Annotated in this window: 23 protein-coding genes, 1 pseudogene and 1 riboswitch; of the genes and pseudogenes, 15 read left to right on the forward strand and 9 right to left on the reverse strand. The window is 72.0% G+C overall.

Going from position 1 to position 20,732, the window contains the following annotated elements:
• Positions 1 to 114 precede the first annotated feature (114 nt).
• The 5 genes from K4G64_RS13275 to K4G64_RS13295 form a co-directional block, all read right to left on the reverse strand.
• A complete protein-coding gene (locus K4G64_RS13275) occupies positions 115 to 789 on the reverse strand; it encodes an urease accessory protein UreF (protein ID WP_221756239.1) in 675 nt (224 codons plus the stop codon).
• A 10-nt stretch (positions 790 to 799) separates the two neighbouring features.
• A complete protein-coding gene (locus K4G64_RS13280; RefSeq protein WP_221756240.1) occupies positions 800 to 2,521 on the reverse strand; it encodes an urease subunit alpha in 1,722 nt (573 codons plus the stop codon).
• Entirely contained in the window at positions 2,514 to 2,825 is a 312-nt protein-coding gene (locus K4G64_RS13285) for an urease subunit beta (protein WP_221756241.1), read from the reverse strand. Before K4G64_RS13285 ends, K4G64_RS13280 begins: the two co-directional genes overlap by 8 nt.
• A gap of 12 nt (positions 2,826 to 2,837) precedes the next feature.
• Positions 2,838 to 3,140 carry an urease subunit gamma gene (locus K4G64_RS13290; protein WP_190897035.1) on the reverse strand — a complete coding sequence of 101 codons (303 nt, stop codon included), beginning with the start codon at positions 3,138 to 3,140 and terminating at the stop codon, positions 2,838 to 2,840.
• 498 nt (positions 3,141 to 3,638) lie between these two features.
• Complete coding sequence (locus tag K4G64_RS13295; RefSeq protein WP_221756242.1) at positions 3,639 to 3,926, reverse strand: type II toxin-antitoxin system Phd/YefM family antitoxin; 288 nt, start codon at positions 3,924 to 3,926, stop codon at positions 3,639 to 3,641.
• An 89-nt stretch (positions 3,927 to 4,015) separates the two neighbouring features.
• On the opposite strand from K4G64_RS13295, the gene K4G64_RS13300 reads away from it, so the two are divergent.
• The 4 genes and pseudogenes from K4G64_RS13300 (at position 4,016) to K4G64_RS13315 (ending at position 6,704) form a co-directional block, all read left to right on the forward strand.
• A complete protein-coding gene (locus K4G64_RS13300; protein ID WP_221756243.1) occupies positions 4,016 to 4,651 on the forward strand; it encodes an ATP-dependent Clp protease proteolytic subunit in 636 nt (211 codons plus the stop codon).
• 7 nt (positions 4,652 to 4,658) lie between these two features.
• On the forward strand, positions 4,659 to 4,967 hold the full coding sequence (locus K4G64_RS13305; RefSeq protein ID WP_221756244.1) for a hypothetical protein: 309 nt from the start codon (positions 4,659 to 4,661) through the stop codon (positions 4,965 to 4,967).
• A 336-nt stretch (positions 4,968 to 5,303) separates the two neighbouring features.
• Positions 5,304 to 5,516: riboswitch (cyclic di-AMP (ydaO/yuaA leader) on the forward strand.
• A gap of 3 nt (positions 5,517 to 5,519) precedes the next feature.
• Entirely contained in the window at positions 5,520 to 5,993 is a 474-nt protein-coding gene (locus tag K4G64_RS13310) for a C40 family peptidase (RefSeq protein ID WP_221756245.1), read from the forward strand.
• Between the two features lie 82 nt (positions 5,994 to 6,075).
• Positions 6,076 to 6,704, forward strand: a pseudogene (locus K4G64_RS13315) (DUF6328 family protein).
• Positions 6,705 to 6,927: 223 nt separating this feature from the next.
• On the opposite strand, the gene K4G64_RS13320 reads toward K4G64_RS13315, so the two are convergent.
• The gene (locus K4G64_RS13320) at positions 6,928 to 7,386 is read right to left on the reverse strand and encodes an ATP-binding protein (RefSeq protein WP_221756246.1); all 459 of its coding nucleotides are present in this window, start codon (positions 7,384 to 7,386) and stop codon (positions 6,928 to 6,930) included.
• A gap of 214 nt (positions 7,387 to 7,600) precedes the next feature.
• Here K4G64_RS13320 and K4G64_RS13325 point away from each other — a divergent pair, with 214 nt between their 5' ends.
• Both K4G64_RS13325 and K4G64_RS13330 read left to right on the forward strand, forming a co-directional pair.
• The gene (locus tag K4G64_RS13325) at positions 7,601 to 8,461 is read left to right on the forward strand and encodes a helix-turn-helix transcriptional regulator (RefSeq protein WP_221756247.1); all 861 of its coding nucleotides are present in this window, start codon (positions 7,601 to 7,603) and stop codon (positions 8,459 to 8,461) included.
• 9 nt (positions 8,462 to 8,470) lie between these two features.
• Positions 8,471 to 8,701: a DUF397 domain-containing protein gene (locus tag K4G64_RS13330; protein WP_221756248.1), complete on the forward strand. Its 231-nt coding sequence runs from the start codon at positions 8,471 to 8,473 to the stop codon at positions 8,699 to 8,701.
• Between the two features lie 81 nt (positions 8,702 to 8,782).
• On the opposite strand, the gene K4G64_RS13335 is transcribed toward K4G64_RS13330, so the two are convergent.
• Positions 8,783 to 9,910, reverse strand: coding sequence for an 8-amino-7-oxononanoate synthase (locus K4G64_RS13335; protein WP_221756249.1), 1,128 nt, complete (start codon positions 9,908 to 9,910; stop codon positions 8,783 to 8,785).
• A 150-nt stretch (positions 9,911 to 10,060) separates the two neighbouring features.
• On the opposite strand from K4G64_RS13335, the gene bioB reads away from it, so the two are divergent.
• The 6 genes from bioB to K4G64_RS13365 all read left to right on the forward strand — a co-directional run bounded on the left by bioB (position 10,061) and on the right by K4G64_RS13365 (position 15,975).
• The gene (gene bioB, locus K4G64_RS13340) at positions 10,061 to 11,236 is read left to right on the forward strand and encodes a biotin synthase BioB (protein ID WP_221756250.1); all 1,176 of its coding nucleotides are present in this window, start codon (positions 10,061 to 10,063) and stop codon (positions 11,234 to 11,236) included.
• Positions 11,229 to 12,563 carry an adenosylmethionine--8-amino-7-oxononanoate transaminase gene (locus tag K4G64_RS13345; RefSeq protein WP_221756251.1) on the forward strand — a complete coding sequence of 445 codons (1,335 nt, stop codon included), beginning with the start codon at positions 11,229 to 11,231 and terminating at the stop codon, positions 12,561 to 12,563. The genes bioB and K4G64_RS13345 overlap by 8 nt, the downstream gene beginning before the upstream one ends.
• A gap of 1 nt (position 12,564) precedes the next feature.
• The gene (gene bioD, locus K4G64_RS13350; protein ID WP_221756252.1) at positions 12,565 to 13,290 is read left to right on the forward strand and encodes a dethiobiotin synthase; all 726 of its coding nucleotides are present in this window, start codon (positions 12,565 to 12,567) and stop codon (positions 13,288 to 13,290) included.
• A gap of 84 nt (positions 13,291 to 13,374) precedes the next feature.
• Complete coding sequence (gene bla / locus K4G64_RS13355) at positions 13,375 to 14,277, forward strand: class A beta-lactamase (protein ID WP_260460412.1); 903 nt, start codon at positions 13,375 to 13,377, stop codon at positions 14,275 to 14,277.
• Between the two features lie 8 nt (positions 14,278 to 14,285).
• Positions 14,286 to 15,224, forward strand: a complete 939-nt coding sequence (locus K4G64_RS13360; protein ID WP_308122350.1) for an endonuclease/exonuclease/phosphatase family protein — start codon at positions 14,286 to 14,288, stop codon at positions 15,222 to 15,224.
• A 76-nt stretch (positions 15,225 to 15,300) separates the two neighbouring features.
• Positions 15,301 to 15,975, forward strand: coding sequence for a class I SAM-dependent methyltransferase (locus K4G64_RS13365; protein ID WP_221756254.1), 675 nt, complete (start codon positions 15,301 to 15,303; stop codon positions 15,973 to 15,975).
• 12 nt (positions 15,976 to 15,987) lie between these two features.
• On the opposite strand, the gene K4G64_RS13370 is transcribed toward K4G64_RS13365, so the two are convergent.
• Together K4G64_RS13370 and K4G64_RS13375 are read right to left on the reverse strand one after the other, a co-directional pair.
• A complete protein-coding gene (locus K4G64_RS13370) occupies positions 15,988 to 16,362 on the reverse strand; it encodes a fic family toxin-antitoxin system, toxin component (RefSeq protein ID WP_142165227.1) in 375 nt (124 codons plus the stop codon).
• A gap of 4 nt (positions 16,363 to 16,366) precedes the next feature.
• Positions 16,367 to 16,642, reverse strand: a complete 276-nt coding sequence (locus tag K4G64_RS13375) for a toxin-antitoxin system HicB family antitoxin (protein WP_221756255.1) — start codon at positions 16,640 to 16,642, stop codon at positions 16,367 to 16,369.
• A 135-nt stretch (positions 16,643 to 16,777) separates the two neighbouring features.
• Between K4G64_RS13375 and K4G64_RS13380 the strand changes: the two genes are divergently transcribed.
• Genes K4G64_RS13380 through K4G64_RS13390 form a run of 3 tightly spaced genes read left to right on the forward strand, consistent with a single transcriptional unit; the run spans position 16,778 to position 20,685 of the window.
• Entirely contained in the window at positions 16,778 to 17,593 is an 816-nt protein-coding gene (locus K4G64_RS13380) for an ABC transporter ATP-binding protein (RefSeq protein ID WP_221756256.1), read from the forward strand.
• Positions 17,594 to 17,597: 4 nt separating this feature from the next.
• Positions 17,598 to 20,165, forward strand: coding sequence for an ABC transporter permease (locus K4G64_RS13385; protein ID WP_221756257.1), 2,568 nt, complete (start codon positions 17,598 to 17,600; stop codon positions 20,163 to 20,165).
• A 55-nt stretch (positions 20,166 to 20,220) separates the two neighbouring features.
• Entirely contained in the window at positions 20,221 to 20,685 is a 465-nt protein-coding gene (locus K4G64_RS13390; RefSeq protein WP_221756258.1) for a GNAT family N-acetyltransferase, read from the forward strand.
• The last annotated feature ends 47 nt before the right edge of the window (positions 20,686 to 20,732 follow it).

The raw sequence follows: 20,732 nt of genomic DNA on the forward strand, positions 1-20,732 counted from the left end.
CTGGTGCGGAGTGCGGATGGGTGGGGGCTGGTCGCGCTCACGCGGCGGAGCCGCACATCGAGCACAGCCCAGCGCCCCTGAGGTGGTTGGTCTCCAGGGCGTTCGGAGGGCCGGCTACGACGCGAACAGCCGCACCGGCCATGCCGCATGCACCTCCGCCCCGATCTCCAGGAGCGGTGCCGACCCCGCGGGCAGGGCGTCGACCCCGTCGTCGACCGCCTTCCGGGCCGCCTCCACCGCCCGGTCCGCGACGCGGTCCACCTCCGGCGCCAGCCGGGCGAGCACCCGCGTCGCGTCGAACGGGTCCAGACTGAGCAACCGCACGGTCGCCGACGCCGGCCCGCTCACGCTCTCGTACGCCGCGCAGTACGCCGCGTCCATAGGCCCCAGCCCCGCCGCCCGGGCCGCCAGCCCCAGCACCACCGGCTGGTGCGCCCCCTTGGGGAACTCCCTCCCGAGCGCGTTCAGTTCGGCGGACGGCCAGGTCGCCCGGGCGGCCCGCAGCAGCTGCCGCCCCAGCTTGCGCGCGGCGACGCGCAGTGCGGGCGACGGCGTCCGCGCGTCCGCGGCACGGTCCAGCGCGACGGGATCGATCCCGAGCGCCGCGGCCGCGGACAGTCCCGCCGCCGTCAGCCCCGCCGTGTGCAACCGCCCCCGGCAGAACTCCCCCAGGCTCGCCGCCCCGCTGACCCGGCCGGCCTTGACCGCCGCCTCGGCACCGCCGGAGTGCGCGTGCCCCCCGGCGGGAAACCGCCCGTCGGCCAGGACGAGAAGCGCTGCACGCGACATCAGACCACCCTCAGAACAGGAAGTACCGCTGGGCCATGGGAAGTTCGGCCGCGGGCGCCGCCTCGACCAGTTCCCCGTCGATGTGCACGGCGAAGCTGTCGGGGTCGACCCGCACCTCGGGCCGGGCGTCGTTCTCTCGCATGTCGGCCTTGGTGACACCGCGGGTCGATTCGATCGCCGCGAAGCGCTTGCCGAGCCCCAGCCGCTCCGGCAGCCCTGCTTCGACGGCCAGGGGGGCGACGAAGTTGAGGGAGTTGGAGGCCGGCGCCCGCCCGATCGCCCCGTACATCGGGCGCGGCAGGATCGGCTGCGGGGTGGGGATCGAGGCGTTCGCGTCGCCCATCTGCGCGTAGGCGATCTGCCCGCCCTTGATGACGAGCTGCGGCTTGACCCCGAAGAACGCAGGTTCCCACAGCACCAGGTCGGCCAGCTTGCCGCTCTCCACCGACCCGACCTCTGCGGCCAGGCCCTGGGCGAGCGCGGGGTTGATCGTGTACTTGGCGACATAGCGACGTACGCGGTGGTTGTCGGCGCGTCCGTCCCCGGGCAGGGCGCCGCGCCGCCGCTTCATCACGTGCGCGGTCTGCCAGGTGCGCATGACGACCTCACCGACGCGTCCCATGGCCTGGGAGTCGGAGGAGATGATCGAGATCGCGCCCAGATCGTGCAGTACGTCCTCGGCCCCGATCGTGGAGGGGCGGATCCGGGACTCGGCGAAGGCCAGGTCCTCCGGCACCGCGGGGTTGAGGTGGTGGCACACCATCAGCATGTCGAGGTGTTCCTCGGCGGTGTTGACGGTGAACGGCCGGGTCGGGTTGGTGGAGCTGGGCAGCACGTACGACTCGGAGACCACGGTCATGATGTCCGGCGCGTGCCCGCCGCCCGCACCCTCGGTGTGGTACGCGTGGATGCCCCGCCCGGCGATGGCGGCCAGGGTGTCTCCCACGAATCCGGCCTCGTTGAGGGTGTCGGTGTGGATGGCGACCTGGATGCCGGTCCGCTCGGCGACGGTCAGCGAGGCGTCGATGACGGCCGGGGTGGAGCCCCAGTCCTCGTGCAGCTTCAGGCCGAGGGCGCCGCCGCGGATCTGGGACAGCATCGCCTCGTGCGAGACGGTGTTGCCCTTGCCGAGCAGGCCGATGTTGAGCGGGTAGGCCTCCATCGCCTCCAGCATCCGGGCGAGGTGCCAGGGGCCGGGGGTCACGGTGGTGGCCTTGGAGCCCTCCGCGGGGCCGGTGCCGCCGCCGACGAGGGTCGTGATGCCCGACGAGAGGGCCTCGTCGGCGATCTGCGGGCAGATGAAGTGGACGTGCGCGTCGATCGCGCCCGCCGTGAGGATCCGCCCGTTGCCGGCGATGATCTCGGTCTCCGGGCCGATGACCAGGTCCGGGTGGACGCCGTCCATGGTGTCGGGGTTGCCGGCCTTGCCGATGCCGGTGATCCGGCCGTCGCGGATGCCGACGTCGGCCTTGACGATCCCCCAGTGGTCGATGATCACCGCGCCGGTGATCACGGTGTCCGGCGTGCCCTGCGCGCGAGTGGCCCGGGCCTGGCCCATGGACTCGCGGATGACCTTGCCGCCGCCGAACACGGCCTCGTCACCGGCGAGTCCGGGGCCGCCGGAGCGGTCCTCCTCGATCTCGACCAGCAGGTCGGTGTCGGCCAGGCGGATCCGGTCGCCGGTCGTCGGGCCGAACAGGTCGGCGTACGCGGCACGCGACATCTCAGGCATCGAGGGCACCTCCGGTCTCGCCACGCAGGCCGTGCACCACACGGGCGCCGGCCAGCGGCACGAGTTCGACGTCGACGGGGATCCCGGGCTCGAAGCGCACGGCCGTGCCGGCGGCGACATTGAGCCGCCTGCCGCGCGCGGCGGCGCGGTCGAACTCCAGGCCGGGGTTGGCCTCGGCGAAGTGGTAGTGGGAGCCGACCTGGACGGGCCGGTCGGCGGCGTTGAGGACGGTGAGGCGGACGACCTCGCGGCCCTGGTTGTAGGCAATCGGCCCGTCGGCGAAGAGGATCTCCCCGGGAATCACGGCGGCTCCCCGTCAGACGATCGGGTCGTGGACGGTGACGAGCTTGGTGCCGTCCGGGAAGGTGGCTTCGACCTGGACGTCGTGGATCATCTCCGGGATGCCCTCCATGACGTCGTCCCTGGTCAGGATCTTGCGCCCGGAGGCCATGAGTTCGGCGACGGTACGGCCGTCCCGGGCGCCCTCGAGGATGTGCGAGGTGATGAGCGCGACCGCCTCGGGGTGGTTGAGCTTCAGCCCGCGGGCCCGGCGCTTCTCGGCCACGTCGGCCGCCACGTGGATCAGCAGCCGTTCTTGCTCGTGCGGGGTCAGTTGCACGTCCCACCTCACAGTCGTCGCTCCGGGCCGTGCGGAGCCCGGTTGCCGCGGCCACGGGGCAAAGTGCCAGGTGGCGTGGATCGGCAGGCTAATTGGACCGCGTTTCGGGCACGTTAACCGAGCTGTGATCCTCCGGCGCCCTCGGCTCGCATGCGCCTCCGCGACCTCCACCATCCGGATCGGCTCGGGCGCCGAGGAACTGCGCTCGGTGTGGTACTTCGACGGAGCGGCGACGGGACCGGCCCTGACCCTGACCTGGTGGGCGGTTCTCGGCCCGGGGCCGTCCCGCTCGGCAGCTCGCTCCGGGCCCGGAAGGCGGGCAGTGCGCCCGCGGCCGAGCGACGGGAGCTCTCGGCGGTGACCTGACCGCCACCCGCGCGCCCCGGAGGCGACCGCAGAAAGCGACCGTGCGTCCCCGCCGTAGCGGACGGGGGGCGCACGGTCTTTACGTCCGGCCGGCCGACCCTGGACCGGACCGACGGCCTTTCGTCTGTCCGGCTAGGACGGGCCGGCCCTGCGGTGCTCCGCCGCGATGCCGAAGCGCTGGGGTTCGCCAGGAGCGGACGCGACCTCGCGGACGGTGGAGACCGCGCTGACCACCTGCTCCTCCGTGACCTCCGCGAGCTCCTGGCTCTCTTCGAGTCGCCGCAGGTCATCGGCCGAGACGAGGGCGACGAGAGGCTTGCCGTGCCGGGTGACGACGACGCGTTCGCCGGCGTACACCACGCGGTTGATCAGGTCGGCGAGCTCAGCCCTTGCTTGAGTCACCGGAATCTCGTAGGCCATGTCCCCATCCTATCGCGACGTACGTCCTGTACATTTTTTACAGACGAGCTGTCGCCGGAGACGGCTCTGCCCGCGAGGAGGGGTTCGTCATGACCCGACCGTCCGCCCGCCACGTGCTGCCCGAGTTCACCGAACGCACGGGGTCCGGGCAACGGACGATGGATCCCTACTCGAAGCTCATGGAGGAGCGGATCGTCTTCCTCGGGGCACCGGTGGACGAGACCTCGGCGAACGACGTCATGGCCCAGTTCATGTACTTGGAGCACCAGGCCCCGGAGCGCGACATCTCGCTCTACATCAACTCCCCCGGCGGCACCTTCCACGCGATGACGGCCCTGTACGACACGATGCGGTACCTCTCCTGCGACGTGGAGACGATCTGCCTGGGCCAGGCCGGTGCCGCCGCCTCGGTGCTGCTGGCGGCGGGCACGCCCGGCAAGCGATTCGCCCTGCCCGACGCCCGCCTGGTGATCCATCAGCCCGCGCTGCCCGAGCCGGTCCGGGGGCAGGCCAGTGATCTGGCGATCCAGGCCGACGAGTTGACGCGCATCCGGAGCCGGATGGAGGAGATGCTCGCGCTGCACACGGGACGCACCCGGGAGCAGGTGAGCGCGGACATCGAGCGGGACAAGGTCCTCACCGCCCAGGAGGCGGTGGAGTACGGCCTGATCGACGGGATCATCCCCAGCCGCAAGGCCACTCTGGCCCCGCCGACCGGCCGGTGAGGCTCCGGTGCTCCCGCCCGAGCTGCCGCCCCTGCCCGCCCTGACGCGCGCCGAGGCGGAAGTGATCGACCGTTACCTCGAGGTCGTCGACCTGCTCGGCCGCATCAACCCGGCCCTGGACGGCGACACCTACCGCGGACTGCGCGCCGCCCAGGCGCTGGTCGGCAAGGCGACCGCGCTGCGTGACGCGCTGGCCCTGATGCACCACCGGGGCGAGACGGAACTGCACGCCGGCACCCTGGCCCGGGCCCTGCGGGTGCTGGACGGCGAGCGGCGCACCGCCCGGCTCACCCTGCCCCCCGAGTCCGTCAGTTGACGCGGAACCGTCGGTCCGGACGCACGCGCCGCCCACGATGCGTCCGGAGCTGAGTTGAAACGGACCAAATGACGTACCTCTGTTCGGAGTAGGCGGGAGACGGATTTCTGGACCGTTCCGGTTGCGCAACGCGCGTAGTCGGCGGACGGAATGAAGCATTCCATCGCTGGTCCGGAGCCCCGCGAACCTGTGGACAGTGGCTCGAACGCACACGTGTCCACCCGAACGGGTGAGTGGTGAGTAACAACACAAACCCCCGGTTCCGTTGGAAAATCAGGACAGGCATGCGCCAAGATCCCTTTTTGACGACAAGCCCCCGCCGCTGTGGCGGGGCGATCCGGGCGGACGCCGAGTCCTGCCGCCGCCCGGATGACCGGTCGACAGGAGTGGATCGGCAGGAGTGGAGGACCCGAGCACGACGGGTCGCCGGGACGGTCACGCCATGACCGACCCCGAGCAGCCCTTGGGGTGAAGCCGCGTCAGCGGCCGGGCAACTTTGTCAGCCCGAATCCGACAGGTCATCCTTCACAGGCGGCTGACGAAGGGTTGCGCATGACTGCGCTCAATCGTGTCCCGTCGCTCATGGCCCGGGCCGGCACGGCCTCGGCGCTCACCATCGCCGCGGTGGGCGGCTCCATCGTGGCGCCCGGCTTCGCATCCGATGCGGCGGCGGCCACACCGGCGACCAAGGCACTCCAGATAGCAGCCTCCAAGAAGGGTGCACCCTACAGGTACGGGGCCACCGGTCCGCACCGGTTCGACTGCTCCGGGCTCACGCTCTACTCGTTCAAGAAGGCCGGCAAGAAGCTCCCCCGCACGGCTGCCCAGCAGTACAACAAGACGCGCCACATCTCCGCCAAGAACCGCAAGGCCGGGGACCTGGTGTTCTTCCACTCGGGCAGCAACGTGTACCACGTCGGTATCTACGCGGGTAAGAACAAGCTCTGGCACTCCCCGAAGAGCGGGGACGTGGTGCGACTGCAGAAGATCTGGACCAAGAGTGTCTGGTACGGACGCGTGAAGTGATCCGCCCGGCGTGCGGCGGCGTCCTTGACACGCCGCCGCACGCCGGAGCGTGACACGGGCTCATCTGGATACCCGTGGCCCCATGGCCGAGCACCGCCCCTGCACCGCGCGCAACGAGACGCCGCTGCAACGCGCCGACCGCAACTTCGTCGAGCTGCTCCAGGAACTGCGCGTCACCCAGACGGGCGTGCAGATCCTCTTCGCCTTCCTGCTGTCGCTGGCCTTCACCTCGCGTTTCGAGGACCTCGACACGGTCCAGCGCGTCACCTACGTCGTCACGCTGCTGCTGGCGGTCCTTGCCGCCGCCCTCTTCACCGCCCCGGCCGCGCTGCACCGCTCCCTCTTCCAGCAGGGCGCCAAGCCCCGCATCGTGCAGGTCTCCTCGCGCCTGGCCACCACAGGCCTGGGCGTGCTGGTGTTCGCGTTCAGCGGTTCCGTGCTGCTGGTCGTCGAGTGACCACGGGCCGGAGCGGCGGTATCGCCGCGGGCACCGCGACCTTCCTGGTCTGCGTCGGCCTGTGGGGGCTGCTCCCGCGGCTGGTGCGGCGGGCCGGGCTGCGTGCCCAGGCGGACGGCGCCGGGGAGACCACCGAGGAGGAGACGGCCGGGGGCGACGCCGGGATCCCCGCACCGCTGCGGCACACCGTCGGTCAGCCCTCAGGGCTTCGAGGGGCGGCAACGCACCGGGAGGCTTCGGCTCGGCACCGGTGACGGTAGCGGGCTCCGGCGAGGCGCGAGGCGCGGAGCGGGCGTCATGGCCGTGGGGGTGGCCCGGATGTGAGTCGCGCGGGCCGGGGTGCGCGGAGGGCACCCGCTGGACATGCCTTTCGGGTCCTGCTGGGGGTGAACAGGGCTCCTGCTGTCGGTGACCAGGGCTCCTGCCGTGTGGGGCCAGGGCTCCTGCTGTCGGTGAGCAGGCCTCCTGCCGTGTGGGCTAGGGCTCCTGCCGCACCGCGGCCGTCACCGGCCGGACCGGGACCACCCAGGGGAGTTCGATCGAGATGGTCTTGCCGCCCTCGCGAGTGGGGCGGATGCGGAGCCTGCCGCCGCATTCCGCGGTCAGCCAGCGGATGATGACCAGGCCGCGGCCGTTGTCCTGCTGGACGGCGGCCGGCAGGCGTCTGGGGAAGCGCGGATGGCTGTCGGTGACACCGACGCGCAGGTGCTCGTCACGGTCCAGTTCGACGTCCACGGTGAAGGTGGGCGACTGACCGAAAGTGTGCTGGACGGCGTTGGTGGCGAGTTCGGAGATGATCAACCGGACGGTGTCGGACACCTCCGTGTCCGCCGGCAGACCCCACTCCGCCAGCGTGCCCACCACGTAGGCACGCGCTGCGGAGACCGAGGCGGGATCGCTCGGCAGAGTGACGGATGCTTCCAGATGGTCTGCCATGGCGACCTCGTCCCTTTCCCACGGGACCACAGCCCGACACGGAGCGGATGGTTCGAGTACGGTCCCGGACTGGTGCTTCGTTCGCCAGACTGCCACCAGAACACCCCCGAAGGACGGCGATCCACCAAGATATGCATATATCTGTCGCTCAAAGCGGTGAACTCTGCGACGCGTAACCGTATTTGGGTGGCTCGGAAGGAGTAAGGAGGAGCCCATGCAGCACGGTCCCGCGGTGCGCCGCCGGAAACTGGGCGCCGAACTGCGTGCGCTGCGCACCTCTGCGGGGCTCACGAGCGGTGAGGCGGCCTTGCTGGTGGGCTGGCACCAGTCCAAGGTCAGCCGGATCGAGACGGGCACGAGCGGGGTGAAACCGGCCGATGTGCGGTTACTTCTCGACGCCTACGGTGTGACGGACTCCCAACTTCGCGAACTGCTCATGGTGTTGGCAGGGTCCGACGACAGCGGCGGCCGGCATCACTGGTGGCACGCCTATCGCGGGGTGCTGCCGCCGACCTACAGGGACTTCATCAGCCTGGAGTCGCAGGCCGGTGCGATGCGCACGCTGGAGACCACCGTCGTCCCGGGCCTGCTCCAGACGCCCGAGTACGCCCGTGCGGTGACCAGGGCCGCGGTCGAGGGACTTCCGGAGGACCGGCTCGACACGCTGGTCGAGGTGCGACTGGCCCGGCAGGACGTGCTGCGCGCGGATCCCCCGCTGAAACTCAGTGCCGTCCTGGACGAGGCGGTGCTGCGGCGGGAGGTGGGCGGACCCGGGGTCATGGCCCGCCAGCTGGAACGACTGGTCGAGTCCGCCCGGCTGCCCCAAGTGCGCCTGCAAGTACTGCCGTTCGCCGCCGGGGCGCACATCGGCGTCACCGGCCCTTTCGTAATCTTGTCATTTTCGAGCACTTCTGATCTAGATGTGGTTGTTCTCGACCACTTGACGAGTAGCCTCTACCTCGAACGGAAAGAAGACCTCCAGGCCTACACGGAGGCCTTCAACGCCCTTCAGATCCACGCCCTTTCGCCCGAGGACTCGTTGGATTTCATCGCCGGGACAGCCGCCGGCGCGTAAGGAGGCACCATGCGTGCACTTCCTCGTCACGTCCCCTCAAGCATCGAACTGCACGGTGTGCGGTGGCTGCGCAGCAGCTACAGCACCGGCGCGAACAACTGCGTCGAGACCGCGCGTCCGGATACCCCGCCCTGGGCCGGACTGCTCGCCGTGCGGGACTCCAAGGACCCGGCCGGACCCGCGCTGCTCTTCTCACCGAGGAGCTGGGCGGGGTTCACGGCCTCGGTCGACCGCATCTGACCACTTCTGATCAGTCCGTCGTCATGCAGTCCGTCATCGTTCAGTCCGCCATCGTGCGACGCACGGCCGTGTCACGCCGACTCATGGCCGCGTCTCGCCGATCAGCCGTACAGCGCGTTCGATCTGCTGAGCGGTCAGGTCCGCGCGTGCGGTCAGCCTGAGCCGTGAGATGCCGTCCGGCACGGAAGGGGGCCGGAAGCACCCCACGGCCAGGCCCGCCGCGCGGCACTGCGCCGCCCAGCGCACGGCGTCCTCGGGAGAGGGCGCCCGCACCGAGACCACCGCGGCGTCCGGACGCACCGCTTCCAGACCCGCGGCGGTCAGGCGTGCGTGCAGTTCGCCCGCCACCGCGCGGGCCCGTGCGGCCCGCTCCGGCTCGCGGCGCAGCAGCCGCAGGGCCGACAGGGCCGCACCGGCCGCCGCCGGGGCGAGTCCCGTGTCGAAGATGAACGTCCGGGCGGCGTTGACCAGGTGCTCGACGACCCGGGCCGGGCCGAGGACGGCTCCGCCCTGGCTGCCGAGCGACTTGGAGAGCGTGACCGTCGCGACGACGTCGTCCGCGCCCGCGAGCCCCACCGCCTGCGGGGCGCCGCGGCCGCCGTCACCGAGCACGCCCAGCCCGTGGGCGTCGTCGACGACCAGCCCCGCCCCGTGCTCCCGGCAGGCTTCGGCCAGCTCGGTGAGGGGGGCCGCGTCGCCGTCGACCGAGAAGACCGTGTCGGACACGGCGATGGCCGTGCCCTCGTGGCCGGCCAGGGCCTTGCGCGCGGCGTCCGGCTCGGCGTGCGCCACGACCTGGGTGGTCCCGCGGGCGAGCCGGCAGCCGTCGATGAGCGAGGCGTGGTTGCCCGCGTCGGAGACGATCAGGGAGCCGTGCGGGGCCAGCGCGGTGACCGCCGCGAGGTTGGCGGCGTACCCGGAGGAGAAGACGAGAGCCGCCTCGAAACCGCAGAAATCGGCCAGTTCCCGTTCGAGTTCGGCGTGCAGTTCGGTCGTGCCGGTGACGAGCCGGGAGCCGGTGGCGCCGCCGCCCCAGGTCCGCGCGGCCCGGGCCGCGCCCTCGGTGACCTCGGGGTGGCGGGCCAGCCCGAGGTAGTCGTTGCTCGCCAGGTCGAGGAGCGGCGATTCGGCCGGACGGGGGCGCAGAGTCCGTACGAGTCCGGCGCGGGCGCGCAGCTCCGCCTGCTCGTCGATCCAGCCGAACGCCATGGGTGGTCCTCCGGGGAATTTGTAGGCAGTGCACAGACACTAGCGGGACCACCAGCAGGTCACTGTGTGGCAATACCCACACCTCGAAGCGACTCTGTTGTGCGAACTCTCCTTTGCCCCGGGCACCTCCTTAGGACAGGATCGGCTTCCATGGACCTGCTGAACACGCTGGTGGACAAGGGGCTTCGGCGCGAGCTGCCGACCCGCGACGAGGCTCTGGCCGTCCTTGCGACGTCCGACGACGACCTGCTCGATGTGGTGGCCGCGGCCGGAAAGGTGCGCCGGCACTGGTTCGGCCGACGGGTGAAACTGAACTATCTCGTCAACCTCAAGTCCGGCCTGTGCCCCGAGGACTGCTCGTACTGCTCGCAGCGGCTCGGCTCGACGGCCGGGATCCTGAAGTACACCTGGCTGAAGCCCGACCAGGCGTCCGAGGCGGCGGCGGCCGGTGTGGCCGGAGGGGCCAAGCGGGTGTGCCTGGTGGCGAGCGGGCGCGGCCCGACCGACCGGGACGTGGACCGGGTCTCCGAGACGATTCGGACGATCAAGGACAACAACGAGGGCGTCGAGGTCTGCGCCTGCCTGGGGCTGCTCTCCGACGGCCAGGCCGAGCGGCTGCGCGAGGCCGGCGCCGACGCCTACAACCACAACCTCAACACGTCCGAGGCGACGTACGGGGAGATCACCACCACGCACACCTACGAGGACCGGGTCGACACCGTCCAGAAGGCGCACGCGGCCGGTCTGTCCGCCTGCTCCGGGCTGATCGCCGGCATGGGCGAGACGGACGAGGATCTCGTGGACGTCGTCTTCTCGCTGCGTGAGCTGGACCCGGACTCGGTTCCGGTCAACTTCCTCATCCCGTTCGAGGGCACCCCGCTCGGCAAGGAGTGGAACCTGACCCCGCAGCGGTGCCTCAGGATCCTGGCGATGACGCGGTTCGTCTGCCCGGACGCCGAGGTGCGGATCGCGGGCGGGCGCGAGGTCCATCTGCGCACCATGCAGCCGCTCGCGCTGCACCTGGCCAACTCGATCTTCCTCGGCGACTACCTCACCAGTGAGGGCCAGGCAGGCAAGGCCGACCTGGAGATGATCGCGGACGCGGGCTTCGAGGTGGAGGGCACCGACCAGGTGACGCTGCCGGAGCACCGGGCCGCCGGAGGCTGCCACGACGGGGGCGGCGTCTGCGGTTCCGAGGGCGGCGGAGCGTGCGGCTCCGACGCCGTCCCGGAGGCCTCCGAGCCCCGTACGGCCGCGGATGCCCGCACCGACCTCGTCGCCGTCCGCCGCCGGGGCGCCGGAACGGACCTCGCGCCCAATGCCTGAGCTGACGGTGCCCGAGCTGCTTGAGCTCGACCGGCGGCATGTGTGGCATCCGTACGGTCCGATGCCCGGACGGCAGGAACCGCTCGTCGTGGAGTCGGCGAGCGGGGTCCGGCTGCGGCTCGCGGACGGCTCGGGAGCGCCGGGCGGCTCAGGAGTCGCGGACGGTCCGGGCGTGCCGGACGGTCCGCGAGAGCTGGTCGACGGCATGTCGTCCTGGTGGTCGGCGATCCACGGCTACAACCACCCGGTGCTCAACGAGGCCGCGCGCGGCCAGTTGGAGCGGATGAGCCATGTGATGTTCGGCGGGCTCACCCACGAGCCCGCCGTACGCCTGGCGAAGCTCCTTGTCGACATGTCACCCGCGGGCCTGGAGCATGTCTTTCTCGCCGACTCCGGGTCGGTGTCGGTCGAGGTCGCCGTCAAGATGTGCCTGCAGTACTGGCGTTCCCTGGGCCGGCCCGGCAAGCAGCGGCTGCTGACCTGGCGCGGTGGCTACCACGGCGACACCTGGCAGCCCATGTCGGTGTGCGACCCGAAGGGCGGGATGCACGACCTGTGGACCGGGGTCCTGCAGCGTCAGGTGTTCGCCGACCCGCCCCCGGCCGAGTACGACGAGGCGTATGCCGAGCAGCTGCGGTCGCTCATCGAGCGGCACGCCGACGAGCTGGCCGCGGTCATCGTCGAGCCGGTGGTGCAGGGCGCGGGCGGGATGCGGTTCCACTCCCCCGCGTATCTGCGGGTGCTGCGCGAGGCGTGCGACGCGCACGACGTGCTGCTGGTGTTCGACGAGATCGCGACCGGCTTCGGCCGTACGGGTGCGATGTTCGCGGCGGAGCACGCGGCCGTGACGCCGGACGTGATGTGCCTGGGCAAGGCGCTGACCGGCGGATACATGACGATGGCGGCGACGCTGTGCACCCCGCGGGTGGCCGACGGCATCTCGCGGGGCGAGGTTCCGGTGCTCGCGCACGGCCCGACGTTCATGGGCAATCCGCTGGCGGCGGCGGTGGCCTGCGCCTCGATCGAGCTGCTGCTGGGTCAGGACTGGCTCGCCGAGGTGAAGCGGATCGAGGCGGGGCTGCGGGACGGGCTCTCGGCGGCTTCGGACCTGCCGGGCGTGACGGACGTGCGGGTGCTCGGCGCCATCGGCGTGGTGCAGCTGGACCACGCCGTGGACATGGCGGCGGCGACGGCGGCGGCCGTGCGCGAGGGCGTGTGGCTGCGGCCGTTCCGCGATCTGATCTACACCATGCCGCCGTACGTGACGGGCGAGGAGGACCTGGCCCGGATCGCGCGGGCGGTGTGCGCGGCGGCGCGGGAGGGATGACATGCCGGTACTGGTGATCACGGGCACGGGCACGGAGGTCGGAAAGACGGTCGTGACCGCCGCCGTGGCGGCGACGGCGCTGTCCGCCGGCCGCTCCGTGGCCGTGCTGAAGGCCGCGCAGACGGGCGTCGGGCCGGACGAGCCCGGCGACGCTGCCGAGGTGGCGCGCCTAGCGGGCCCGGTGTCGACGGCCGAACTCGCCCGGTATCCCGATCCGTTGGCGCCGGCCACGGCAGCGCGCCGGGCCGGACGGACCCCGGTCCATCCGCACGAGGTCGCGGAGGCCGCCGCCAAGCTGGCCACCGAGCACGACCTGGTGCTGGTCGAAGGGGCCGGTGGACTGCTCGTCCGGTTCGACGCGGCCGGCGGCACCCTCGCGGACGCGGCCCGGCTGCTGTCCGCGCCCGTGCTGGTCGTGACCGCCGCGGGGCTCGGCACCCTGAACACCACGGAGCTGACGGCGCGTGAACTGCGGGCCCGGGGGCTGGACCTGGCCGGGATCGTGATCGGCAGCTGGCCCGCGGCTCCGGACCTCGCCGCGCGCTGCAATCTCGCGGATCTGCCGGACGTGGCCGAAGCCCCCCTGCTGGGCTCGGTTCCGGCCGGTTCGGGCACCCTCTCCCCCGCCGCGTTCCGGGCGACCGCGCCGCACTGGCTGGCGCCCCGACTGGACGGCTCGTGGGACGCGGAGGCATTCCGGATCCGGGAGGCGCCCGAGGCGTTCTGAGGGCAGGGACGGGCTCGCGGTGAAACCGGGGCGGGCGTGATTGCGTGTTGAAGTACGTATGTGATCACCTCCGAAGGGACCACCTTGTACTCGAACGGATCAGGCCCGTCCCGCCGTACGGCCCTCGCGCTCGGCACGGCCGCCGCTCTCTGGCTGGGCGGCGCCGGAACGGCCGGCGCCTTACCCGCCACCGGCGGCGTCACCGCGCGGCTGCGGGAGCTGGAGCTGGAGCACACCGCCCGGCTGGGCGTGTACGCCCGCAACATGCGCACGGGCCGGACGGTGGCGTACCGGGCCGACGAACGCTTCCCGATGGCTTCGGTGTTCAAGACGCTCGCCGCCGCGGCCGTGCTGCGCGACCTCGACCGCGACGGCGAGTTCCTGGCCCGGCGCATCCACTACACCCAGAAGTACGTCACCGAGTCGGGCTACTCCCCCGTCACCGAGGACCACGTCGCGACCGGCATGACCGTCGGCGAACTGTGCGACGCCACCATCCGCTTCAGCGACAACACCGCGGGCAACCTGCTGCTGAAGGAGCTGGGCGGCCCGACCGCCGTCACGCGGTTCTCCCGCTCGGTCGGTGACCGGGTCACCCGGCTCGACCGCTGGGAGCCCGAGCTCAACTCCGCGGAGCCGTGGCGCGTGACCGACACGACCTCCCCGCGCGCCATCGGCCTGACCTACGCCCGGCTGGTGCTCGGCGACGTGCTCGAGCCCCGGGACAGGGACCGGCTGACGGACTGGCTGCTGCGCAACACCACGAGCCTGGAGAGGTTTCGCAAGGGACTGCCGGCCGACTGGCTGCTCGCCGACAAGACGGGTGGCGGGCGGTACGGCACCAACAACGACGTCGGCATCGCCTGGCCGCCGGACGGCCCGCCGATCGTGATGTCCGTCCTGACCACCCAGCCGGAGGAGGACGCCCCGGCCGACAATCCGCTGGTGGCCGGCGCTGCCGCCCTGCTGGCGGCGGAACTCGCGTAGGGGCGCGCGTGGTCGGCACGGACGGACTGCGGCCGCGGGACGGCCTGCTCGTCGGCGGTGCCCTCGGTGTCGCCGGTCTGCTCGCCCTGCACTCCGCCGTGCCCAACGGGGTCGGCCGGCTGGGGAGCCTGCTGGAGACGTTCCTGCCGTGGCTGGGGATGGCGGTGCCGGTGCTCGGCTGCCTCGCCCTGCTCGGGCGGTCGAGGGCCGGGCTGCTCGCGTGCCTCGCTCCCACGGCCGTGTGGCTGTGGATGTTCGGCGGGATGTGGTTCTCCTCGCCCCCGGCCACGTCCGACCTGACCGTCGTGCAGCACAACGTGGCCGACGACAACGCCGACCCCGCCGGCACCGCACGGGCCCTGCTCGCCACCCGTGCCGGGCTGATCGCCGTGGAGGAACTGACGCCCGCTGCGCGGCCCGCGTACCAGGACGTCCTGGGCGGGTCCCATCCGCACCGGGCGGTGCACGGCACGGTCGGGCTGTGGTCCGCGTACCCGCTGTCGGACGTGCGGCCCGTGGACATCCGGCCCGCGGGCTTTCCCGGCAGCTGGCGGCGGGCTCTGCGGGCCACGGTCTCCGCGCCCGGCGGCGAGCTGGCGGTGTACGTGGCCCATCTGCCGTCCGTGCGGCTGGCTGTGACGGGGCTCGCCTCGGCGGCCCGTGACGAGAGCGCGGCCCGGCTCGCGGGCCGGATCGCCGACGACCCGGCCCGGCGGCTCCTGGTGGTGGGCGACCTCAACGGCACGGTGCAGGACCGCGGGCTCGGTCCGCTCACCTCCCGACTCGACGCCCCGGCCTCGGGGTTCGCGTTCAGCTGGCCGGCCGGGCTGCCGGTGGCGAGGATCGACCAGGTGCTGGGGCGCGGGGTCGAGGTGACGGAGGTGTCGGCACGGGAGGCTACCGGGAGCGACCACCTTCCGGTGCTGGGCCGGGTACTCCTTCGGTAGCGGGCAGGGGTGCGGCGGGCCCGTGCGGGGGACAATCGCCCTAAGGCGCTAGGCCAGCCTCGTCTGGGAGGTCCTCATGCAGCTCCGCTCCGGCAAGGTGCCACGGGACGCAGTGCACCATCCGCTGTTCGCCCGCTGCTACGCCCGGCTCAGTGTCGCCGCCGAGACCCGGATGGGCATGGGCCGCATCCGCGGGAGACTGCTCGACGGGCTGTCCGGGCGGGTGATCGAGATCGGCGCGGGCAACGGGCTGAACTTCGCGCACTACCCGGGCGCCGTCGCGGAGGTCGTGGCGATCGAACCGGAGCGGCGGCTGCGGCACCTGGCCGTGGAGGCAGCGCTGCGCGCCGAGGTGCCGGTGGACGTGGTGCCCGGTGCGGCCGAGGCCCTGCCGGTCAAGAGCGAGGGGTTCGACGCGGCCGTGGTGTCGCTGGTGCTGTGCAGTGTCCGGGACGTGCCCCGGGCGCTCGCCGAGCTGCGGCGGGTGCTGCGGCCGGGCGGCGAGGTGCGGTTCTTCGAGCACGGCCGGGGCGGTGGCCGGGCGATGACCTTCACTCAGCACGCCCTGGACCGGACGGTGTGGCCGATGATGAGCGGGGGCTGCCACGTGGCGCGGGAGCCGGTGCGGGCGCTGCGGGACGCCGGGTTCGAACTCGGCCCCTACCGGCGGGTTCTGATGCCCGAAGAGGGGCCGCGGCTGCCCAGCTCGTACTGCGTGCTGGGCACGGCCTGGCGTCCGGCCGGCGGGTAGTACGGCCGGTGGTCATAGGCTCCACTGGCGCAGCTCCTGCTCGATGTCCCGTACGGACGCCTCGCCGCTCTTGACCAGCCGGGCGAGGTCGCGGACCTGCTCGGGCGAGGTGATGACCTTGACGCCGCTGGCGACGAGGTAGGCGTAGGCGACGGCCGAGGCGAACAGGGCGTTGGAGCGCTCCAGGGCGGGCACGTGGAGCAGGAGCTGGAGCAGTGCTGCGGCGCGGGCGTGCGGACTGTCGTAGACGGGGACGTCGAATATGGCGGCCTGGTGGCGGGCGACGGCGGCGACGAGGGCTCCCCAGTCGGTGACCTGCGGGTCGCCGGGGGTCTTGTGCTCGGCGAGCATCAGCAGCCAGGCGAGGTCGATCTCGAGGTTGTTCAACGCTTCAGTGGCGACCTTCGCGCGAGCCCTCACGGTCTTCCCCCACTCTCGGCTTCGCTCGAGCGGGGGCACCCCCATCGAACTCCTCGGCGAAGACGGACTCGTACTGCTTCATGAAGTCGGCGGCGGCCTCCACGAAGGTGTGGCCGACCTCGCCGGTGTCCTGTCTGACCAGTTCCTCGATGTAGCGGTTGACGCTCATGCCGCGGGCCAGGGCGCGTTCACGGGCGGCGCGGGCGGTGCCCTCGTCGACGCGCACGTTCAGCTGGGTCTTCGCCATACCTCGAAGCTAGCGCGGAGGTGCTAGCACCGGCAAGGGCGGTGTCCGACCCGCGGAGGATACCGAGTGTGGGCCGGATCACATTACCCTCGGGCAGGGCCAGGAGGTCCTGACGTCCACCCAGAGGAGGCGGCCTTGTCCACACCTGCTGCGGAGCACGCTCCCGGCCTCGCGCCGGCCGACGGGATCGCGGCCCGCGCCCGCGGTCTCACCAAGGCGTACGGCTCGGGCGAGACGGCCGTGCTCGCACTCGACTCGGTGGACGTGGACGTCGTCCGGGGCCGGTTCACCGCCGTAATGGGCCCGTCGGGCTCCGGGAAGTCCACCCTGATGCACTGTCTGGCGGGGCTCGACACCGTCTCGGCCGGTCAGGTGTGGCTCGGCGACACGGAGATCACGGGGCTGAGGGAGCGCGAGCTGACACGGCTGCGCCGGGACCGGATCGGGTTCATGTTCCAGTCGTTCAACCTCATCCCGACCCTGAACGCGCTGGAGAACATCACCCTGCCGATGGACATCGCGGGCCGGAAACCGGATGAGACGTGGCTGGACCGGGTGATCGACACCCTGGGCCTGCGGGACCGGCTCCGGCACCGGCCGTCGCAGCTGTCCGGCGGGCAGCAGCAGCGCGTGGCCTGCGCGCGGGCGCTGGCCTCCCGGCCCGAGCTGATCTTCGCGGACGAGCCGACCGGCAACCTCGATTCGCGGGCCGGCCTGGAGGTGCTCGGCTTCCTGCGCGAGGCGGTCGACCAGCTGGGGCAGACCGTCGTCATGGTCACCCACGACCCGGGCGCCGCCGCCCACTCGGACCTGGTGCTCTTCCTCGGGGACGGCCGGATCGTCGACGAGATGCGGCGCCCCACGGCGGAGGCGGTGCTGGAGCGGATGAAGCGGTTCGACGTGATCCGCAGCCGGTCCGAGGACGCCCCCGCGTCACCCGAGGAGAACTGAGCCCGTGCTCAAGGCGACCCTGCGGAGCTTCCTGGCGCACAAGGGGCGGCTGATGCTCTCCGCGCTCGCCGTCCTGCTGTCCGTCGCGTTCGTCACGGGGAGCCTGATCTTCTCGGACACCGTCAGCCGCACGTTCGACCGGCTGTTCGCCTCCACCGCGGCCGATGTCACGGTCAGCCCGAAGGAGGACCTCGACGAGGCGGTGCCCTCCGGCCGGACGGCCACCCTGCCGGCCGCGCTCGCCGAACGGGTCCGGCAGGTCGACGGGGTCGCGGCGGCCCGCGCGGACGTCAAGGTGAACGGCCTCACGGCCGTCGACGAGGAGAACCGGCCGGTGGGTCCGACCACCGGGGCGCCGACGCTCGGCTACGCCTGGAACCCGAACGAGCGCAGCCCGGTCGAGCTGACCTCGGGTCATGCCCCGCGCGGTCCCGCCCAGGCGCTGCTCGACTCCGAGACCGCCGAGCGCAAGAACGTGCGCATCGGCGACCCCCTCACCGTCATCGCGCCCCCCGGATCGTTCACGGTGCGGGTCGTCGGCATCGTCACGTTCACGACGACGAACCCCGGTTCCGCGCTGCTCTACTTCGACACGCCCACCGCTCAGACGAAGCTGCTGGGCCGGCCGGGGACGGCGACCGCCATCTCGGTCGACGCGGCGGCGGGCGTCAGTGACGATCGGCTCAAGCAGCGCGTGGCCGCCGCGCTCGGCGCACACACCTACGACTTCAGGACGGCCGGCGAACAGGCCGAGTCGGACGTCGAGCAACTGGGCGGATTCCTCGACGTCATCAAGTACGTGATGCTCGGCTTCGCCGGGATCGCCGTACTGGTCGGCGTGTTCCTGATCGTCAACACCTTCTCCATGCTCATCGCCCAGCGCACCCGCGAACTCGGCCTGCTGCGCGCCCTCGGTGCCGACCGGCGCCAGGTCCGCGGCTCGGTGCTCACCGAGGCCCTGCTGCTCGGCCTGGTCGGCTCCACGCTGGGACTGGCCGCCGGCATCGGGCTCGCGGCCGGGCTGATCGGGCTGATGGGCCTGCTCGGCATGAACATCGACGCCGACGAGATGGAGATCGGCTGGGTGACCCCGGTGGCGGCGTACGTCGTCGGGCTCGGCGTCACGTTCGTCGCCGCGTACCTCCCGGCGCGGCGGGCGGCGGGCGTCTCGCCGATGGCCGCGCTCTCGGACGCGGAGGTCGCCGGGGTGGGCCGGCCGCTGCGGATGCGCGCGGTGGCGGGCGGGATCGTCGGGGCGGCCGGTGCGGCGGCGCTCGCGGGCTGCGCGGTGTCGCGGCAGACCTCGTCGGCGGCGTCCCTGCTGGGCCTCGGCGTGGTGCTCACCCTGATCGCGACCGTGATCGCCGGACCGCTGCTGGTGCGTCCGGTGATCCGGGTGCTGGGTGCGGCCTTCCCCGCGCTGTTCGGCTCGATCGGGCGGATGAGCCAGCGCAACGCCCTGCGCAATCCCCGCCGTACCGGAGCCACGGCGGCGGCCCTGATGGTGGGGATCGCCCTGGTGGGCGGGATGTCGGTGGCGAGCGAGTCGATGACCGCGTCGTTCGACGAGCAGATCGACAAGACACTCGGCGCCGACTTCGTGATCCAGAACAGCAACTTCCAGCCGTTCCCGGAGGAGGTCACCGGCAAGGTGCGCGGCACCGACGGGGTGGGCCTGGTCGTGCGCGGGAGGTTCACCCCGGTCGCGGTGCGGCTCCCGGACGGAGACCGCGTGGAGACCACCGCCGCGGGCTACGATCCGCGGCTCGACGAGGTCGCCAACATCACCTACGCGCAAGGGGACTCCGCGTCCGCGCTCGGGCCCGGGCGGCTCGCCATGGACCGCGACTTCGCCCGCGACCACGGCGTGCGGGTGGGCAGCACCCTCCCGGTGGAGTTCCCGGGCGGACGCTCGGCCGAGCTGACGGTCGGCGCGCTCACCGACCAGGACGCCGCCGAGGGATTCGGCACCCAGGGCGGCCTGTTCTTCGGGCTGGGCACCCTGGAGCGGTACGCGCCGGGCGGACAGGATTCCGCGCTGTACGTCAACGCCGCCGCCGGCACGGGCGACGACGACCTGCGCGCGAATCTGGAAGAGACGCTGGATCCGTACCCGCAGGTGCAGGTGCGGGACCTGGCCGACTACAAGCGGCTGGTCCACGACCAGATCGCCGTCCTGCTGTACCTCGTGTACGCGCTGCTCGGGCTGGCGATCATCATCGCGGTGCTGGGCGTGGTCAACACCCTCGCGCTGTCGGTGGTCGAACGCACCCGGGAGATCGGGCTGTTGCGGGCGATCGGGCTGGCCCGGCGTCAGCTGCGGCGGATGATCCGGCTGGAGTCGGTGGTGATCGCGGTGTTCGGCGCGGTCCTCGGGCTGGTGCTGGGGCTGGTGTGGGGGCTGTGCATGCAGCAGGTGCTGGCGCTCCAGGGCATGACGGCGCTGGCGATCCCGTGGCTCACGATCGTGCTGGTGGTGGTCGGTTCGGCGGTGGTCGGGGTGGTGGCCGCGCTGCTGCCCGCGTTGCGTGCCTCCCGGATGAACGTACTGGCGGCCATCGCGCACGAGTGACGTCCGGATGGTGAAACGGTCTGACGCGGCTCGGCGCGGGTGATGTGATCTTGGGATGACCGACGTGCGCATCCGGGCCGCGACGCCCGAGGACCTCGACAACGTGCTGGCTTTCTGGAAGGTGGCCGCCGAGGGCACGAGCATCAGCGACGACCGAGGTGGCGTGGAGCGGCTGGTCGCGCGGGATCCCGAGGCGCTGATCCTCGCCATGGGGGTCCCTCCTGCTCGAGCGGAGTCGAGAGCTCGGGGGAACCGAGGCGAACTGGTGGGCACGGTGATCGCCGGGTTCGACGGCTGGCGCTGCCATCTGTACCGGCTGGCCGTGCACCCGGGCCACCGCCGCCAGGGCATCGCGTCCGCGCTGCTCGCCGCCGCGGAGGAGCGGTTCGTGACGCTCGGCGGCCGCCGCGCGGACGCGATGGTGCTCACGCGCAACGAGATCGCGCACCGGACGTGGGGTGCGGCGGGATACGGGGCAGAGGAGCAGTGGCGACGTTGGGTGAAGCCGCTCACCGAGTAGGCACGGCCAGGAAAAGCGGTGATCGCACCCGGAAGAGGACTTTGCCC

This window comes from Streptomyces sp. WAC04114 (assembly GCF_019733245.1).
Classification (GTDB): domain Bacteria; phylum Actinomycetota; class Actinomycetes; order Streptomycetales; family Streptomycetaceae; genus Streptomyces; species Streptomyces massasporeus_A.

What these genes read in the sequence shown, in the direction of transcription:
- K4G64_RS13390 (WP_221756258.1), top strand. Translation starts at nt 20,221, where the DNA reads ATGACCGACGTGCGCATCCGGGCCGCGACGCCCGAGGACCTCGACAAC.
- K4G64_RS13375 (WP_221756255.1), bottom strand. Translation starts at nt 16,642, where the DNA reads ATGGCGAAGACCCAGCTGAACGTGCGCGTCGACGAGGGCACCGCCCGC.
- K4G64_RS13295 (WP_221756242.1), bottom strand. Translation starts at nt 3,926, where the DNA reads ATGGCCTACGAGATTCCGGTGACTCAAGCAAGGGCTGAGCTCGCCGAC.
- K4G64_RS13345 (WP_221756251.1), top strand. Translation starts at nt 11,229, where the DNA reads ATGCCTGAGCTGACGGTGCCCGAGCTGCTTGAGCTCGACCGGCGGCAT.
- K4G64_RS13330 (WP_221756248.1), top strand. Translation starts at nt 8,471, where the DNA reads ATGCGTGCACTTCCTCGTCACGTCCCCTCAAGCATCGAACTGCACGGT.
- K4G64_RS13310 (WP_221756245.1), top strand. Translation starts at nt 5,520, where the DNA reads ATGACTGCGCTCAATCGTGTCCCGTCGCTCATGGCCCGGGCCGGCACG.
- K4G64_RS13320 (WP_221756246.1), bottom strand. Translation starts at nt 7,386, where the DNA reads ATGGCAGACCATCTGGAAGCATCCGTCACTCTGCCGAGCGATCCCGCC.
- K4G64_RS13280 (WP_221756240.1), bottom strand. Translation starts at nt 2,521, where the DNA reads ATGCCTGAGATGTCGCGTGCCGCGTACGCCGACCTGTTCGGCCCGACG.
- bioB (WP_221756250.1), top strand. Translation starts at nt 10,061, where the DNA reads ATGGACCTGCTGAACACGCTGGTGGACAAGGGGCTTCGGCGCGAGCTG.
- K4G64_RS13275 (WP_221756239.1), bottom strand. Translation starts at nt 789, where the DNA reads ATGTCGCGTGCAGCGCTTCTCGTCCTGGCCGACGGGCGGTTTCCCGCC.
- K4G64_RS13365 (WP_221756254.1), top strand. Translation starts at nt 15,301, where the DNA reads ATGCAGCTCCGCTCCGGCAAGGTGCCACGGGACGCAGTGCACCATCCG.
- K4G64_RS13300 (WP_221756243.1), top strand. Translation starts at nt 4,016, where the DNA reads ATGACCCGACCGTCCGCCCGCCACGTGCTGCCCGAGTTCACCGAACGC.
- K4G64_RS13325 (WP_221756247.1), top strand. Translation starts at nt 7,601, where the DNA reads ATGCAGCACGGTCCCGCGGTGCGCCGCCGGAAACTGGGCGCCGAACTG.
- K4G64_RS13335 (WP_221756249.1), bottom strand. Translation starts at nt 9,910, where the DNA reads ATGGCGTTCGGCTGGATCGACGAGCAGGCGGAGCTGCGCGCCCGCGCC.
- bioD (WP_221756252.1), top strand. Translation starts at nt 12,565, where the DNA reads ATGCCGGTACTGGTGATCACGGGCACGGGCACGGAGGTCGGAAAGACG.